Genomic DNA, 14,914 nt, shown 5'->3' on the forward strand with positions numbered 1-14,914 from the left:
GCGAAGTATAGGGAGGCCCGGGGCGATGGTCAATCCGCTTGCGTGGTCAGTTTCGGGTATTTCCGGTAAGATTCGCGGCCCTGCGAAACGACCTTCCGCCATGCGTGTTGCCGACTTCCATTTCGAGTTGCCTGAAGCCCTGATCGCCCGTTATCCCCTGGCGCAGCGTAGCGCCAGCCGCTTGCTGGTTCTCGACGGGCCGAGCGGTGCCCTGGCCCACCGCGGGTTCGCCGACGTGCTGGAGTACCTGCGGCCGGGCGACCTGATGGTGTTCAACAATACCCGGGTGATCCCCGCGCGCCTGTTCGGCCACAAGGCCTCCGGCGGCAAGCTGGAAATTCTCGTCGAGCGCGTGCTGGACGCGCAGCGCGTACTGGCTCACGTGCGCTCCAGCAAGTCGCCCAAGCCAGGTTCCCGGATCCTGCTGGACGATGGCAGCGAGGCCGAGATGGTGGCTCGCCACGAGGCCTTGTTCGAGCTGAGCTTCGCCGAACCGGTCCTGCCGCTGATGGACCGTATCGGGCACATGCCGTTGCCTCCTTATATAGATCGTGCCGACGACGAAGCCGACCGCGAGCGTTACCAGACCGTCTACGCCCGTCATGCCGGCGCGGTGGCGGCGCCGACCGCCGGGCTGCATTTCGACCGCGCCCTACTGGACGCCATCGGCCGCATGGGCGTGGAAAGCGCCTTCGTGACCCTGCATGTCGGCGCCGGCACCTTCCAGCCGGTGCGCGTCGAGCGGCTGGAGGATCACCACATGCATCGCGAATGGCTGGAAGTGGGCCAGGACGTGGTGGCTGCGGTGGCCGCCTGCAAGGCCCGTGGCGGCAGGGTGATCGCGGTGGGCACCACCAGCGTGCGCTCGCTGGAAAGCGCAGCACGCAGCGGCCGGCTCGAAGCCTTCAGCGGCGACACCGACATCTTTCTCTATCCCGGCAAGCCCTTCCACGTCGTGGATGCCCTGGTCACCAATTTCCATCTTCCCGAATCCACCTTGCTGATGCTGGTGTCCGCATTCGCCGGCTATGCGCAGACCATGGCGGCCTATGCCGTGGCGGTGGAGCAGGGCTATCGCTTCTTCAGTTACGGTGACGCCATGTTCATCACCCGCAATCCCGCTGCGCGCGGGCCCGAGGCTTCCGTATGACGCGCACTTGCCGCATGACCTTCGAATTGCTCGCCACCGAGGGCAAGGCCCGTCGCGGACGCCTGACCTTCCCGCGTGGCGTGGTGGAAACCCCGGCGTTCATGCCAGTGGGCACCTACGGTACGGTGAAGGGGATGTTGCCGCGCGACATCCAGGCGATCGGCGCCCAGATCATCCTCGGCAATACCTTCCATCTCTGGTTGCGCCCGGGCACCGAAGTTATCAAGCGTCTCGGCGACCTCCACGATTTCATGCAATGGCAAGGGCCGATCCTCACCGACTCGGGCGGCTTCCAGGTGTTCAGCCTGGGCGCCATGCGCAAGATCAAGGAGGAGGGCGTGACCTTCGCCTCGCCGGTGGACGGCGCCAAGGTGTTCATGGGGCCGGAGGAGTCGATGCAGGTCCAGCGCGACCTGGGCTCGGACATCGTGATGATCTTCGACGAGTGCACGCCTTATCCGGCGGACCACGAGGTGGCGCGCCGCTCGATGGAGTTGTCGCTGCGCTGGGCCCAGCGCTCCAAGACCGCCCATGGCGACAGCAGCGCGGCGCTGTTCGGCATCGTCCAGGGCGGCATGCACGAGGACTTGCGCCGGCGTTCGCTGGATGGGCTGAACGAGATCGGCTTCGATGGCCTGGCCATCGGCGGCCTCTCGGTAGGGGAGCCCAAGGAGGAAATGATCCGGGTGCTGGATTTCCTGCCGGTGCACATGCCCGCCGACAAGCCCCGCTACCTGATGGGCGTGGGCAAGCCGGAAGACTTGGTGGAAGGCGTGCGCCGCGGGGTCGACATGTTCGATTGCGTGATGCCGACGCGCAATGCGCGCAACGGCCACCTGTTCGTCGAGACCGGTGTGTTGAAGATCCGCAACGCCACCCACCGCTACGATGAGTCGCCCCTGGACCCTGAGTGTGACTGCCACACCTGTCGGCACTTCTCGCGCGCCTATCTGCACCATCTGGACAAATGCAGCGAAATGCTCGGCAGCATGCTCAATACCATTCACAACTTGCGGCATTACCAGCGCCTGATGGCTGGTTTGCGCGAGGCAATTCAACAGGGTACATTGGCCGCCTTTGTCGATGCCTTCTATGCTCGGCGCGGTTTGCCAACGCCGCCGCTGGACTGATAAATCCTCATTTTTCCAAGAACTTAGCAACAGGAGTGATCCATGAGCTTTCTGATTCCCGCCGCTTTCGCTGATGCCGCCGCACCAGCAGCGGCCGGTCCTGCCGGCACCGGCTTCGAGTGGGTGTTCCTGGTCGGCTTCCTGGTCATCTTCTACATGATGATCTGGCGCCCGCAGGCCAAGCGCTCCAAGGAGCACAAGAACCTGCTCGGCAACCTGCAGAAAGGCGACGAGGTGGTCACCTCCGGGGGCATCGCCGGCAAGGTGGTGAAAGTGTCCGATGACTTCGTCGTCATCGAAGTGTCCGCCACCGTCGAGTTGAAAATTCAGAAAGCGGCCATCGCCGCCACGCTGCCGAAGGGCACTCTGAAAGCCATCTAACGATTCGTTCTTCACCAAGACGGGGCGCCATCAGGCGCCCCGCGTCATAACGGGCGGTCTCATGCTCAACAAGTACCCTCTGTGGAAATATCTGCTGATTGTGGCGGTTCTCGCAGTCGGCTTTATCTATTCCGCACCCAACCTGTATCCAGACGATCCGGCCATCCAGATCAGCGGCGCCAGCACGGCGCTGAGGATCGATCAGGTCGCACTGGATCGCGCCGGCAAGGCGCTGGCCGACGCCGGTATTGCCGTCAAGGCGACCAGCCTGAGCCAGCACGGCGGTTTGCTGCGCCTGCTCAAGCAGGGCGATCAGTTGCCGGCCAAGGACGTGGTGCGCAAGGAGCTGGGTGACGACTACGTGGTCGCGCTCAACCTGGCACCCACCACGCCGGCCTGGCTGCGCAGCCTGGGCGCCACGCCGATGAAGCTGGGCCTCGATCTGTCCGGCGGTGTGCACTTCCTCCTCGAAGTGGACATGGAAAAAGCCATGAGCGCCCGGATCAAGGTCTACGAGGGCGATGTGAAGAGCCTGCTGCGCAAGGAGCGCGTGCGCTATCGCAGCCTGCCGGCCCAGGAGACCGCGATCCAGCTCGGCTTCGCCGACGCTGAGAGCCTGGAAAAGGCCCAGTCGCTGATCCGCAAGAGCTTCAACGATTTCGAGATCACCACCACCGAGCGTAACGGCCAGCGGATCATGCGCCTGGCACTGACCCAGGCCAAGCTGGCGGAAATCCGCGAGTACTCGATCCGTCAGAACCTCACCACCGTCCGTAACCGGGTGAACGAGTTGGGTGTCGCCGAGCCGCTGGTACAGCGTCAGGGCGCCAACCGTATCGTGGTGGAGCTGCCGGGCGTGCAGGATACCGCCGAAGCCAAGCGCATCCTCGGCAAGACCGCGAATCTGGAATTCCGCCTCGCCGCCGAGAGCGGTGCGAGCAAGGCCGCCAGCGAGCCCTTCGAGTTCCGCGAGCCGGGCCGTCCGCCTGTGCAGCTGGAGCGTGGCCTGATCATCACCGGCGACCAGGTCACCGATGCCAAGGCGAGCTTCGACGAGAACGGCCGTCCGCAGGTGAACATCCACCTCGACGGCCATGGCGGCGAGCTGATGAACCGGGCGACCCGCAGCAACGTCGGGCGCAGCATGGCGGTGATCTTCATCGAGCAGAAGCCGGTCACGCGCTACGAGAAGCAGACCGTCGAGGGCGTCGAAAAGGAAGTGATGGTCCAGTCCTTCCAGGAAGAGAAGAAGATCATCAGCCTGGCGACCATCCAGTCGGCCCTCGGCAGCCAGTTCCGCATCACCGGTCTGAACGGCCAGGGCGAATCCTCCGAGTTGGCCTTGCTGCTGCGCGCCGGTGGCCTGGCCGCGCCGATGTACTTCGCCGAGGAACGCACCATCGGCCCGAGCCTGGGCGCCGATAACATCGTCAAGGGTATCGATGCCTCCCTGTGGGGCATGCTGTTCGTGTCGTTGTTCATCATCGCCATCTACCGCTTCTTCGGCTTGCTGGCCACGGTGGCCCTGGCACTCAACATGGTGCTGCTGCTGGCCTTGATGTCGGTGCTGCACGCCACCCTGACGCTGCCGGGTATCGCCGGTATCGTCCTGACCATGGGGATGGCGGTGGATGCGAACGTGCTGATCTTCTCGCGGATCCGCGAGGAGATCGCCAACGGCATGTCCACGCAGCGGGCGATACACGAGGGCTTCGACCGGGCCTTCACCGCGATTCTCGACGCCAACCTGACCACGTTGCTGGTCGGTGGCATCCTGTTCGCGATGGGCACCGGCCCGGTGAAGGGTTTCGCCGTTACCATGTCGCTGGGTATTTTCACGTCGATGTTCACCGCCATCATGGTGACCCGCGGCATGGTCAACCTGATCTTCGGCGGCCGTGACTTCAAGAAGTTGTGGATCTAAGGGGCACCCATGAAACTAGGTACTATCAACTTCATGGGCGTGCGCAATTTCGCGTTCGCCCTGACCATGATCCTGACGCTGCTGGCGCTGTTCAGCTGGTTCTACAAAGGGCTCAATTTCGGCCTGGACTTCACTGGCGGCACGCAGATCGAGCTGGCCTACGAACGTCCGGCCGAGCTCGACAAGGTTCGCGCTGAACTGGTCGCCGCCGGTTATGGCGAGGCCGTCGTACAGAGCTTCGGCGCCACCACCGATGTGGTGGTTCGCCTCCAGGGCGACGACCCGCAACTGGGCAACAAGGTGGCGGCCGCGCTCCGCGAGAGGAATGGCGGCGACAACCCGGTGCAGGTCAAGCGCGTGGAATACGTCGGGCCACAAGTCGGCGAGGAACTGCGTGACCAGGGCGGCCTCGGCATGCTCCTGGCCCTGGGCGGGATCCTCATCTACGTGGCGTTCCGCTTCCAGTGGAAGTTCGCCGTCGGGGCGATCCTGTCGCTGGTGCACGACGTGGTCGTGACCATGGGCATCCTGTCGTTCTTCCAGATCACCTTCGATCTGACGGTGCTGGCGGCGGTCCTGGCGATCATCGGCTACTCGTTGAACGACACCATCGTGGTCTTCGACCGGGTGCGCGAGAACTTCCGCGTGCTGCGCAAGGCGAGCCTGATCGAGAACATCAACATCTCCACCACGCAGACCTTGCTGCGCACCATGGCCACGTCCATTTCCACCCTGCTGGCCATCGTCGCGTTGCTGTTCTTCGCGGGCGACAACCTGTTCGGATTCTCCATCGCGTTGTTCGTCGGGGTGTTGGCCGGTACCTACTCCTCCATCTACATCGCCAACGTGGTGCTGATCTGGCTGAACCTGACCAGCGAAGACCTCATCCCCACGGCGACCGTGACCGAGGTCGACGAACGTCCCTGAGCCTGTGACGCGCCTCTCGCCCTAGAAGGCTGGAGGCGTGCCATGGGAACTTGGCCCGACGCGAATCCTCCAAGGCTGGGAGTAGGGCACAAGCCCGGTTTGGATGAAGTCAGGAGGTTCGCGTGAACAAATCGATGCTCGTCGGTGCCGTGTTGGGCGCCGTCGGTGTGACCGCAGGCGGGGCCGTAGCCACGTACAGCCTGGTGAACAGCGGTCCCGATTACGCTGAAGTGCTAGCGGTCCAGCCGGTCAACGAAACCGTGAAAACCCCCCGCGAGGTCTGCAAGGACGTCGCCGTGACCCGCCAGCGTCCCGTGCAGGACCAGCACAAGCTGGCGGGGACGGTCCTGGGGGCGGTCGCCGGGGGATTGCTGGGTAGCCAGGTCGGCGGTGGCAGCGGCAAGAAGATCGCCACCGTGGCAGGTGCCGTCGGCGGTGGCTACGCGGGGAATCAGGTGCAGGGCAACATGCAGTCCCGGGATACCTACACCACCACAGAGACCCGTTGCAGCACCGTGCAGGACACCAGCGAGAAGCTCGTCGGTTATGACGTCAAGTACCAGCTCAATGGCAAGGTCGATCAGGTGCGCATGGATCACGATCCCGGCGCGCAGATTCCCCTGAACAAGCAAGGCCAGTTGATCCTGGTCAGGCAGGATCAGATAGCACGCTGAATGCTCCATGAAAAAAGCGCCTCGAGAGGCGCTTTTTTCATGTCCGGACGATCGCTGTCAGCGCTTCAGCGAAGGCGGCAGGTGCGGCTGGATGGCGGTGAGGACCGCCTTGAAGCACTTGGTGTTTCCGGCGACGATATGGCCTTTCTCGAGGAAGTCGTGGTCGCCGGTGAAGTCGCTCACCAGGCCGCCGGCTTCCTGGATCAGCAGCGCGCCCGCCGCCATGTCCCACTCCGACAAGCCGAACTCCCAGAACGCATCGAAGCGGCCCGCGGCCACGTAGGCCAGGTCCAGGCTGGCGGCGCCTGCGCGGCGGATGCCCGCCGTCTGGCCGACCAGACTGCGGAACATGCCCAGGTAGGCGTCGAGGTTTTCCAGTTGGCTGTCGCGGAACGGGAAGCCGGTGCCGATCAGGGCGCCGTCCAGGCTCTTACGCGGGCTGACCCGCAGCCGGCGTCCGTTGAGGGCGGCACCCCGGCCGCGGCTGGCGGTGAATTCTTCCTGGCGGATCGGATCGAGAACCACGGCGTGTTCCAGGCGGCCGCGATACTTGCAGGCGATGCTCACGGCGAAATGCGGCACGCCGCGGACGAAGTTGGTGGTGCCATCCAGGGGGTCGATGATCCACTGATAGTCGGCGCCTTCGCCGCTGCCTTCGCTCAGGCCGGTTTCCTCGCCGAGGATGCCGTGGTTCGGGTAGGCCTTGCGAAGCGCCTGGATGATGGTCTGCTCGGCGCTGCGATCCACCTCGGTGACGTAGTCCTTGGCATCCTTTTCGTTCACCGAAATGACATCCAGGCGTTCGATCGAGCGGAAAATCAATTCACCGGCGCTGCGGGCGGCGCGCAGGGCGATATTCAGCATAGGCTGCATGGGGGGTCACCTGGGGCGTTAAAGAAAGCCGGACATGTTACCAGAAAAGCTTCGGCTCGCCAGGCTGGGCTGCGCGCGCATGGCGTTCGCCCGGGGCCTTCGGTAAGATTCCGCTCCCCCTCGGCTTGTGTGAGAGCGTTCGCATTGTTGCAGAACATACGCGTGGTTTTGGTCAATACCAGCCACCCCGGCAACATCGGGGGCGTGGCACGCGCCATGAAGAACATGGGGTTGTCGCGCCTGGTACTGGTGGACCCCGAAGTCTTTCCCAGCGATGAGGCTAGCGCCAGGGCGTCAGGCGCCAGCGACCTGCTGGAGCGGGCGCAGGTGGTCGGTACGCTCGAAGAGGCCCTGGTCGGTTGCACCGTCGCGCTCGGCACCAGCGCGCGGGATCGGCAAATTCCCTGGCCGCTGCTCGATCCCCGCGAGTGCGCCAGCGTCTGCCTGGATCAGGTCGGGGCCGGCGGCGAAGTGGCCCTGGTGTTCGGGCGGGAATATGCAGGCCTGACCAACGCCGAGCTGCAGCGCTGCCATTACCACGTGCACATCCCTTCCGATCCGGAATTCTCCTCGCTGAACCTCGCCACCGCGGTGCAGGTGCTGACCTATGAGGTGCGCATGGCCTGGTTGGCCGCGCAGGGCAAGCCGACCAAGATGGAGAAGCTCGAGGCCGCGGCCGAGCAGAACGCCCAGCCCGTCACTCTGGACGAGCTCGAGCTGTTCTATGGGCATCTCGAAAGCACCCTGGTCCAGGTCGGTTTTCTCGATCCGCAGCGCCCGCGCCACCTCATGTCGCGCCTGCGTCGCCTGTTCGGGCGAAGTGCGATCAGCAAGCTGGAGATGAATATCCTTCGGGGCATTCTCACCGAAACCCAGAAGGCCGTTCGCGGCGAACCCCATAAGCGGAGGGAGCTCTGATGTTCGAGCGTGTCCGAGAAGATATCCAAAGCATTTTCCATCGCGATCCCGCCGCGCGTAACGCTCTGGAAGTGCTGACTTGCTACCCGGGGCTGCATGCCCTCTGGTTGCACCGCCTGGCCCATGGCCTCTGGGTCCACGGCTGGATGTGGCTGGCGCGCCTGGTATCGAGTTTCGGTCGCTGGCTCACCGGCATCGAGATCCATCCGGGAGCCAAGATCGGCAGGCGCTTTTTCATCGACCATGGCATGGGCATCGTCATCGGCGAGACCGCTGAGATCGGTGACGACGTGACGCTTTATCAAGGTGTCACCCTGGGCGGGACCAGTTGGAACAAAGGCAAGCGCCACCCGACCCTGGAGGACGGAGTGGTGGTGGGCGCCGGAGCCAAGGTGCTCGGCCCCTTTACCGTGGGGGCCGGGGCGAAGATCGGCTCCAACGCGGTGGTGACCAAGGCGGTACCGCCGGGCGCCACGGCAGTCGGTATTCCGGGGCGGATCATCGTCAAGCCCGACGACGAGCAGGAAGCCAAGCGTCAGCAGATCGCCGAGAAGTTCGGGTTCGATGCCTATGGCGTGGGGCGGGACATGCCCGACCCGGTGGCACGGGCCATCGGCCAGTTGCTGGATCACATCCAGGCGATGGACGGTCGGCTCGACGGCATGTGCAAGGCGCTGACCGAGTTGGGCAGCGACTACTGCGCGAACGCGTTGCCGGAACTCCGCGAAGAGGATTTCGCCGGGGTCAAGGAGGAAGTGGGTCCTCCCGCCTGACGCCGGTCGGTCGCATTCTGCTATCATGCGCGCGCTTCCTTCGCCCAATCCCGAGTCAATTACTAGGTCTTATAGTTGACTTAAATACTCGGGAATTGCATAATCGCTGCAAATCAGCGATTCCGTGGTAATCACCATGCGACTGACCACCAAAGGCCGTTACGCCGTCACCGCCATGCTCGATCTGGCGTTGCATGCACAGCATGGACCCGTTTCCTTGGCGGACATTTCCGAGCGCCAAGGCATTTCCCTGTCCTATCTCGAACAACTGTTCGCCAAGTTGCGCCGTGGCAACCTGGTCACCAGTGTGCGGGGTCCGGGCGGTGGTTATCAGTTGTCCCGCGACATGCAGGGCATCCATGTGGCCCAGGTGATCGATGCGGTCAATGAGTCGGTGGACGCCACGCGCTGCCAGGGGCTCGGGGATTGCCATTCCGGCGACACCTGCTTGACCCACCATCTGTGGTGCGACCTCAGTCTGCAGATCCATGAGTTCCTCAGCGGCATCAGCCTGGCGGATCTGGTCACCCGGCGCGAGGTTCAGGAAGTCGCCCTGCGCCAGGACCAGCGTCGTTGCGGCACCGCTCGCACACCGCGTCTCGACAAGATTGAAGCGTCCGCCGTCGAATGAGCAGGACGCCTGCCTGATACCTGATTAGGAGAGCACCGATGAAATTGCCGATTTACCTCGATTACTCCGCTACCACACCGGTGGACCCGCGCGTCGCGCAGAAGATGAGCGAGTGTCTGCTGGTGGACGGCAACTTCGGCAACCCGGCCTCGCGTTCCCACGCCTTCGGCTGGAAAGCCGAGGAAGCGGTGGAGAACGCTCGTCGTCAGGTGGCCGAGCTGGTCAATGCCGACCCCCGCGAGATCGTCTGGACCTCCGGTGCGACCGAGTCCGACAACCTGGCCATCAAGGGCGTGGCGCATTTCTACGCGTCCAAGGGCAAGCACATCGTCACGTCCAAGATCGAACACAAAGCCGTGCTGGATACCGTCCGCCAGCTCGAGCGCGAAGGCTTCGAGGTCACCTACATCGAGCCCGGCGAAGATGGCCTGGTCACCCCGGCGCTGGTCGAGGCTGCGTTGCGCGACGACACCGTCCTGGTCTCGGTGATGCATGTGAACAACGAGATCGGTACGGTCAACGACATCGCCGCGATCGGCGAACTGACCCGGTCGCGCGGCATCCTCTTCCATGTGGATGCGGCCCAATCGACCGGCAAAGTGGAGATTGACCTGGAGAAGATGAAGGTCGACCTGATGTCCTTCTCCGCCCACAAGACCTATGGCCCGAAAGGCATCGGTGCGCTCTACGTTCGGCGTAAGCCCCGGGTGCGCCTCGAGGCGCAGACCCATGGTGGCGGCCACGAGCGCGGCATGCGTTCCGGCACCCTGGCGACTCACCAGATCGTCGGCATGGGCGAAGCCTTCCGGATCGCCAAGGAAGAGATGGCTGGCGAGCGCGTGCGTATCCAGGCCCTGCGCGATCGATTCTGGAATGCCATCCAGGGCATGGAAGAGCTGTACCTGAACGGCAGCGCGATCGCCCGGGTGCCGCACAACCTCAACGTCAGCTTCAACTACGTCGAGGGCGAGTCGCTGATCATGGCGCTCAAGGACCTGGCGGTTTCTTCCGGCTCGGCCTGTACTTCGGCGTCCCTCGAACCTTCCTATGTCCTGCGTGCGCTGGGTCGCAACGACGAGTTGGCGCATAGCTCGATCCGTTTCACCTTCGGCCGTTTCACCACCGAAGAAGAAGTGGATTACGCCGCGAGCAAGATCCGCGAGTCCGTGGACAAGCTGCGCGAATTGTCTCCCCTTTGGGATATGTATAAAGAGGGCGTCGACCTTTCCAAGGTCGAATGGCAGGCACATTGATGCTGCCCCTGATGAGCGAGGAGTAAAGCACCATGGCTTACAGCGAAAAGGTCATTGACCACTACGAGAACCCGCGCAACGTCGGCAAGCTGAATGCGGAGGACCCCGACGTGGGGACCGGCATGGTCGGCGCGCCGGCCTGCGGCGACGTGATGCGCCTGCAGATCAAGGTCAACGAGCAAGGCGTCATTGAAGACGCCAAGTTCAAGACCTATGGATGCGGCTCGGCCATCGCCTCCAGTTCCCTCGCCACCGAGTGGATGAAGGGTAAGACCCTGGACGAGGCCGAGACCATCAAGAACACCACCATCGCCGAAGAGCTGGCGCTGCCGCCGGTGAAGATCCACTGCTCGGTGCTCGCCGAGGACGCCATCAAGGCGGCCGTGCGGGACTACAAGCAGAAGAAAGGCCTGCTCTGAACCAACGGGAGGTCCCATGGCTATCAGCATGACTGAAGCGGCTGCTCTCCATGTGCGCCGCTCCCTCGAAGGGCGCGGCAAGGGCGAAGGCATTCGCCTGGGCGTCCGCACCACCGGTTGTTCCGGCTTGGCTTACGTGCTCGAGTTCGTCGACGAAGTGGGAGCCGAGGATGAGGTATTCGAGAATTTCGGGGTCAAGGTGATCATCGATCCCAAGAGTCTCGCCTACCTCGACGGCACCGAGCTCGACTTCGTTCGCGAAGGCTTGAACGAAGGGTTCAAGTTCAACAATCCCAACGTGCGTGGTGAGTGTGGCTGCGGCGAAAGTTTCAACGTTTGAGGCCGTCCGTGGGTAAACCCTGTCACTTCGCGCTCTTCGACCTGCAACCGGCGTTCCTGCTGGATCTCGACCGCCTGGCCGCGCGTTATCGCGAATTGGCGCGGGGCGTGCATCCGGATCGCTTCGCCGATGCGTCTTCGCGCGAGCAGCGCCTGGCGCTCGAGCAGGCGGCGCAGCTCAACGAGGCCTACCAGACGCTGAAGAGCGTGCCACAGCGTGCGCTTCACCTGTTGGCGTTGCAGGGTGGCGAATTGCCGCTGGAAGCCACGGTGCAGGATCCGCAATTCCTCCTGCAACAGATGCAATGGCGTGAAGAACTGGAAGAATTGCAGGACAATGCCGACCTGCCGGGCGTCACCCCATTCAAGCTGCGATTGAAGGCGGCCCAGGCCGAGCTGGAAGCGCGGTTCGCCGAGTGCTGGGATCAGCCGGCGCGGCGCGAGGAAGCCGAGCGACTGGTGCGCCGCATGCAGTTCCTCGACAAACTCTCCCACGAGGTGCGCCAATTGGAAGAGCGCCTCGACGATTAATCCGCGCGGACCTTTCCAGGCGCAGCGCCCAATTCATAGATAAGCATGTCTCTACTGCAGATCGCCGAGCCCGGACAAAGCCCGCAACCACACCAGCGTCGCCTGGCCGTGGGCATCGATCTGGGCACCACCAATTCATTGGTAGCCGCTGTCCGCAGTGGCCTGGCCGAAACCCTGGCGGATGCCGCGGGGCAGGTCATCCTGCCTTCCGCGGTGCGCTATCACGCCGACCGCGTCGAGGTCGGGCAGGGCGCCAAGGCTGCCGCCTCCGAAGATCCCCTCAATACCGTGCTCTCGGTCAAGCGCCTGATGGGGCGTGGGCTGGCCGATGTGAAACAGTTGGGCGAGCAGTTGCCCTACCGGTTCGTCGAGGGTGAATCGCACATGCCGTTCATCGACACCGTGCAGGGCGCGAAGAGCCCGGTGGAGGTGTCGGCGGAAATCCTTCGTGCGCTGCGTGAGCGGGCCGAGGCGGCATTGGCCGGCGAGCTGGTGGGCGCGGTCATCACCGTGCCGGCCTATTTCGACGACGCCCAGCGCCAGGCGACCAAGGACGCTGCCCGTCTGGCCGGCCTGAACGTATTGCGTTTGCTCAACGAACCCACCGCCGCTGCCGTGGCTTACGGGCTGGACCAGCAGGCGGAAGGGGTCGTGGCGATCTACGACCTGGGCGGCGGTACCTTCGATATTTCCATTCTGCGCCTGACCGCCGGCGTCTTCGAAGTCATGGCCACCGGGGGCGACAGTGCCCTGGGCGGTGACGACTTCGACCACGCCATCGCCGGCTGGATCATCGAGCAGGCCGGCCTGTCCGCCGACCTCGACCCCGGCGCGCAGCGGCAGTTATTGCGAATCGCCTGCTCCGCCAAGGAAGCGCTCAGCCAGGCTGACGCGACCTCCCTGGCCTATGGCGGTTGGAGCGGTGTTTTGAGCCGCCAGCACTTCGATGCCCTGATCGAGCCCTTGGTGATGCGCAGCCTCAAGGCTTGCCGCCGGGCGGTACGGGACGCCGGCATCGAGATTTCCGAGGTGGAAGCCGTGGTGATGGTGGGTGGGTCGACCCGGGTTCCGCGCGTTCGCCAGGGGGTGAGCGAGCTGTTCGGGCGCCAGCCCATGACCGATATCGATCCCGATCAGGTGGTCGCCATCGGTGCGGCGATCCAGGCCGACACCCTGGCCGGCAACCGCCGCGGTGGCGAAGAACTGCTGTTGCTGGACGTGATCCCGCTGTCCCTGGGCCTGGAAACCATGGGTGGGCTGATGGAGAAGGTCATTCCGCGCAACACCACCATCCCGGTGGCGCGCGCGCAGGACTTTACCACCTACAAGGACGGCCAGACGGCCATGATGATCCACGTCCTGCAAGGCGAGCGGGAGCTGGTCAAGGACTGCCGGTCCCTGGCGCGCTTCGAGTTGCGCGGCATTCCGCCCATGGTGGCGGGCGCGGCGAAGATCCGCGTGACCTTCCAGGTGGATGCCGACGGTTTGCTCGGCGTCGCCGCCCGCGAGCTCGGTTCCGGGGTGGAGGCGAGCATCCAGGTCAAGCCGTCCTACGGACTGACCGACGGCGAGATCATGCGCATGCTGAAGGATTCCTTCCAGCATGCCGGAGACGACAAGGCTGCCCGTGCGTTGCGCGAGCAGCAGGTGGATGCCCAGCGCCTGCTGGAATCCGTGCAGGCCGCCCTGGAAGTGGATGGCCAACGCTTGCTGGATGCCGAGGAGCGCGAGGCCATCGAAGAGCAGATGCGAGTGCTCCGCGAGCTGGCGGGCGGAACCGACGGCGTCGCCATCGAGCGCCAGACCAAGCGCCTGTCCCAGGTGACCGACGCCTTCGCCGCGCGGCGGATGGACGCGAGCGTCAAGGCGGCTCTGGCCGGACGTCGATTGAATGAACTTGAGGAATGACTGATGCCGCAGATCGTATTTCTGCCTAACGCCGAACATTGCCCCGAGGGCATGGTGGTCGAGGCCAAGCCGGGCGAGACCATCATCGCCGCGGCGATGCGCAACGGCCTGGAAATCGAGCACGCCTGCGAGATGTCCTGCGCCTGCACCACCTGCCACGTGGTGGTACGCGAGGGCTTCGCCTCGCTGGAAGCGTCCGACGAACTGGAAGACGATATGCTGGATAAGGCCTGGGGGCTGGAACCGCAGTCGCGGCTGTCCTGCCAGGCGCTGGTCGGCGAGCAGGATCTGGTGGTGGAAATCCCCCGCTATACCCTCAACCAGGTTTCGGAAAAGCACTAGGAGATGGCCGTGAGTCTGAAATGGGCCGATGTGCTGGACATCGCCATCGAACTGGCGGAAAGCAAACCGGACGTGGATCCGCGCTACATCAACTTCGTCGACCTGCATCGCTGGGTCATCGGTTTGCCGGACTTCAGCGACGACCCGCAGCGAGGCGGTGAAAAGGTGCTGGAGGCGATCCAGGGCGCCTGGATCGAAGAGCTCGACTGAGCCAAGGTGCCACCCTACGCATTTGACTGGAACCCGCGTATAATTCGCGGGTTTAATTTTTCGCTTTAAATCCTTGTTTCTGGAGTTTTACATGGCTGTTGAACGTACCCTGTCCATCGTCAAGCCGGACGCCGTTGCCAAGAACGTCGTCGGTGAGATCGTCACCCGTTTCGAAAAAGCCGGCCTGCGCGTCGTCGCCGCCAAGATGGTCCAGCTGTCCGAGCGCGAAGCCGGTGGTTTCTATGCCGAGCACAAAGAACGCCCCTTCTTCAAGGACCTGGTGTCCTTCATGACTTCCGGCCCGGTGGTCGTGCAGGTACTGGAAGGCGAAGGCGCCATCGCCAAGAACCGTGAACTGATGGGCGCGACCGATCCGAAGAAAGCCGAAGCCGGTACCATCCGCGCCGATTTCGCCGTTTCCATCGACGAAAACGCCGTCCACGGTTCCGATTCCGAGGCTTCCGCCGCTCGCGAAATCGCTTATTTCTTCGCCGCTACCGAGGTATGCGCTCGCACTCGCTGACGCGAGCC

Annotated in this window: 18 protein-coding genes; 17 read left to right on the forward strand and 1 reads right to left on the reverse strand. The window is 63.9% G+C overall.

The window, feature by feature from the left end; genetic code table 11:
- Positions 1-100: 100 nt before the first annotated feature.
- From queA to OGL92_RS08000, 6 genes are all read left to right on the forward strand, one after another.
- A complete protein-coding gene (gene queA, locus OGL92_RS07975) occupies positions 101-1,150 on the forward strand; it encodes a tRNA preQ1(34) S-adenosylmethionine ribosyltransferase-isomerase QueA (RefSeq protein ID WP_263142481.1) in 1,050 nt (349 codons plus the stop codon).
- Between the two features lie 14 nt (positions 1,151-1,164).
- Positions 1,165-2,280: a tRNA guanosine(34) transglycosylase Tgt gene (gene tgt, locus OGL92_RS07980; RefSeq protein WP_263142596.1), complete on the forward strand. Its 1,116-nt coding sequence runs from the start codon at positions 1,165-1,167 to the stop codon at positions 2,278-2,280.
- Positions 2,281-2,322: 42 nt separating this feature from the next.
- On the forward strand, positions 2,323-2,661 hold the full coding sequence (gene yajC, locus OGL92_RS07985; RefSeq protein ID WP_263142491.1) for a preprotein translocase subunit YajC: 339 nt from the start codon (positions 2,323-2,325) through the stop codon (positions 2,659-2,661).
- A 61-nt stretch (positions 2,662-2,722) separates the two neighbouring features.
- On the forward strand, positions 2,723-4,585 hold the full coding sequence (gene secD / locus OGL92_RS07990; protein WP_263142496.1) for a protein translocase subunit SecD: 1,863 nt from the start codon (positions 2,723-2,725) through the stop codon (positions 4,583-4,585).
- A gap of 9 nt (positions 4,586-4,594) precedes the next feature.
- Positions 4,595-5,512, forward strand: coding sequence for a protein translocase subunit SecF (gene secF, locus OGL92_RS07995; protein WP_263142502.1), 918 nt, complete (start codon positions 4,595-4,597; stop codon positions 5,510-5,512).
- A 122-nt stretch (positions 5,513-5,634) separates the two neighbouring features.
- The gene (locus OGL92_RS08000) at positions 5,635-6,186 is read left to right on the forward strand and encodes a glycine zipper 2TM domain-containing protein (RefSeq protein ID WP_263142503.1); all 552 of its coding nucleotides are present in this window, start codon (positions 5,635-5,637) and stop codon (positions 6,184-6,186) included.
- Between the two features lie 57 nt (positions 6,187-6,243).
- Here the strand turns inward: OGL92_RS08000 and suhB are convergent, their stop codons facing one another.
- On the reverse strand, positions 6,244-7,059 hold the full coding sequence (suhB, locus tag OGL92_RS08005) for an inositol-phosphate phosphatase (protein WP_263142505.1): 816 nt from the start codon (positions 7,057-7,059) through the stop codon (positions 6,244-6,246).
- A gap of 144 nt (positions 7,060-7,203) precedes the next feature.
- On the opposite strand from suhB, the gene trmJ reads away from it, so the two are divergent.
- From trmJ to ndk, 11 genes are all read left to right on the forward strand, one after another.
- Positions 7,204-7,977: a tRNA (cytosine(32)/uridine(32)-2'-O)-methyltransferase TrmJ gene (gene trmJ, locus OGL92_RS08010; RefSeq protein ID WP_263142507.1), complete on the forward strand. Its 774-nt coding sequence runs from the start codon at positions 7,204-7,206 to the stop codon at positions 7,975-7,977.
- Positions 7,977-8,750 carry a serine O-acetyltransferase gene (cysE, locus tag OGL92_RS08015; protein ID WP_263142509.1) on the forward strand — a complete coding sequence of 258 codons (774 nt, stop codon included), beginning with the start codon at positions 7,977-7,979 and terminating at the stop codon, positions 8,748-8,750. The genes trmJ and cysE overlap by 1 nt, the downstream gene beginning before the upstream one ends.
- A 136-nt stretch (positions 8,751-8,886) precedes the next feature.
- Positions 8,887-9,381, forward strand: a complete 495-nt coding sequence (iscR, locus tag OGL92_RS08020; RefSeq protein ID WP_263142511.1) for a Fe-S cluster assembly transcriptional regulator IscR — start codon at positions 8,887-8,889, stop codon at positions 9,379-9,381.
- A gap of 38 nt (positions 9,382-9,419) precedes the next feature.
- Positions 9,420-10,634, forward strand: a complete 1,215-nt coding sequence (locus OGL92_RS08025; protein WP_263142513.1) for an IscS subfamily cysteine desulfurase — start codon at positions 9,420-9,422, stop codon at positions 10,632-10,634.
- 32 nt (positions 10,635-10,666) lie between these two features.
- Positions 10,667-11,053 (forward strand): Fe-S cluster assembly scaffold IscU, encoded by a 387-nt coding sequence (gene iscU / locus OGL92_RS08030; protein WP_263142514.1) that lies wholly within the window; start codon positions 10,667-10,669, stop codon positions 11,051-11,053.
- Between the two features lie 16 nt (positions 11,054-11,069).
- Positions 11,070-11,393, forward strand: a complete 324-nt coding sequence (gene iscA, locus OGL92_RS08035) for an iron-sulfur cluster assembly protein IscA (protein WP_263142516.1) — start codon at positions 11,070-11,072, stop codon at positions 11,391-11,393.
- Positions 11,394-11,401: 8 nt separating this feature from the next.
- Positions 11,402-11,923 (forward strand): co-chaperone HscB, encoded by a 522-nt coding sequence (hscB, locus tag OGL92_RS08040; protein WP_263142519.1) that lies wholly within the window; start codon positions 11,402-11,404, stop codon positions 11,921-11,923.
- 45 nt (positions 11,924-11,968) lie between these two features.
- Positions 11,969-13,831, forward strand: coding sequence for a Fe-S protein assembly chaperone HscA (gene hscA, locus OGL92_RS08045; protein ID WP_263142522.1), 1,863 nt, complete (start codon positions 11,969-11,971; stop codon positions 13,829-13,831).
- Positions 13,832-13,834: 3 nt separating this feature from the next.
- The gene (gene fdx, locus OGL92_RS08050; protein ID WP_263142527.1) at positions 13,835-14,173 is read left to right on the forward strand and encodes an ISC system 2Fe-2S type ferredoxin; all 339 of its coding nucleotides are present in this window, start codon (positions 13,835-13,837) and stop codon (positions 14,171-14,173) included.
- Positions 14,174-14,182: 9 nt separating this feature from the next.
- Positions 14,183-14,383: a Fe-S cluster assembly protein IscX gene (gene iscX / locus OGL92_RS08055; RefSeq protein WP_263142528.1), complete on the forward strand. Its 201-nt coding sequence runs from the start codon at positions 14,183-14,185 to the stop codon at positions 14,381-14,383.
- Between the two features lie 91 nt (positions 14,384-14,474).
- Positions 14,475-14,906, forward strand: a complete 432-nt coding sequence (ndk, locus tag OGL92_RS08060) for a nucleoside-diphosphate kinase (protein WP_263142530.1) — start codon at positions 14,475-14,477, stop codon at positions 14,904-14,906.
- Positions 14,907-14,914 lie beyond the last annotated feature (8 nt).

The sequence above is a fragment of the Pseudomonas sp. RIT-PI-AD genome (assembly GCF_025642785.1).
Classification (GTDB): domain Bacteria; phylum Pseudomonadota; class Gammaproteobacteria; order Pseudomonadales; family Pseudomonadaceae; genus Pseudomonas_T.

What these genes read in the sequence shown, in the direction of transcription:
- yajC (WP_263142491.1), top strand. Translation starts at nt 2,323, where the DNA reads ATGAGCTTTCTGATTCCCGCCGCTTTCGCTGATGCCGCCGCACCAGCA.
- OGL92_RS08025 (WP_263142513.1), top strand. Translation starts at nt 9,420, where the DNA reads ATGAAATTGCCGATTTACCTCGATTACTCCGCTACCACACCGGTGGAC.
- hscA (WP_263142522.1), top strand. Translation starts at nt 11,969, where the DNA reads ATGTCTCTACTGCAGATCGCCGAGCCCGGACAAAGCCCGCAACCACAC.
- iscR (WP_263142511.1), top strand. Translation starts at nt 8,887, where the DNA reads ATGCGACTGACCACCAAAGGCCGTTACGCCGTCACCGCCATGCTCGAT.
- iscA (WP_263142516.1), top strand. Translation starts at nt 11,070, where the DNA reads ATGGCTATCAGCATGACTGAAGCGGCTGCTCTCCATGTGCGCCGCTCC.
- queA (WP_263142481.1), top strand. Translation starts at nt 101, where the DNA reads ATGCGTGTTGCCGACTTCCATTTCGAGTTGCCTGAAGCCCTGATCGCC.
- tgt (WP_263142596.1), top strand. Translation starts at nt 1,165, where the DNA reads ATGACCTTCGAATTGCTCGCCACCGAGGGCAAGGCCCGTCGCGGACGC.
- cysE (WP_263142509.1), top strand. Translation starts at nt 7,977, where the DNA reads ATGTTCGAGCGTGTCCGAGAAGATATCCAAAGCATTTTCCATCGCGAT.
- ndk (WP_263142530.1), top strand. Translation starts at nt 14,475, where the DNA reads ATGGCTGTTGAACGTACCCTGTCCATCGTCAAGCCGGACGCCGTTGCC.
- secD (WP_263142496.1), top strand. Translation starts at nt 2,723, where the DNA reads ATGCTCAACAAGTACCCTCTGTGGAAATATCTGCTGATTGTGGCGGTT.
- suhB (WP_263142505.1), bottom strand. Translation starts at nt 7,059, where the DNA reads ATGCAGCCTATGCTGAATATCGCCCTGCGCGCCGCCCGCAGCGCCGGT.
- secF (WP_263142502.1), top strand. Translation starts at nt 4,595, where the DNA reads ATGAAACTAGGTACTATCAACTTCATGGGCGTGCGCAATTTCGCGTTC.
- iscU (WP_263142514.1), top strand. Translation starts at nt 10,667, where the DNA reads ATGGCTTACAGCGAAAAGGTCATTGACCACTACGAGAACCCGCGCAAC.
- fdx (WP_263142527.1), top strand. Translation starts at nt 13,835, where the DNA reads ATGCCGCAGATCGTATTTCTGCCTAACGCCGAACATTGCCCCGAGGGC.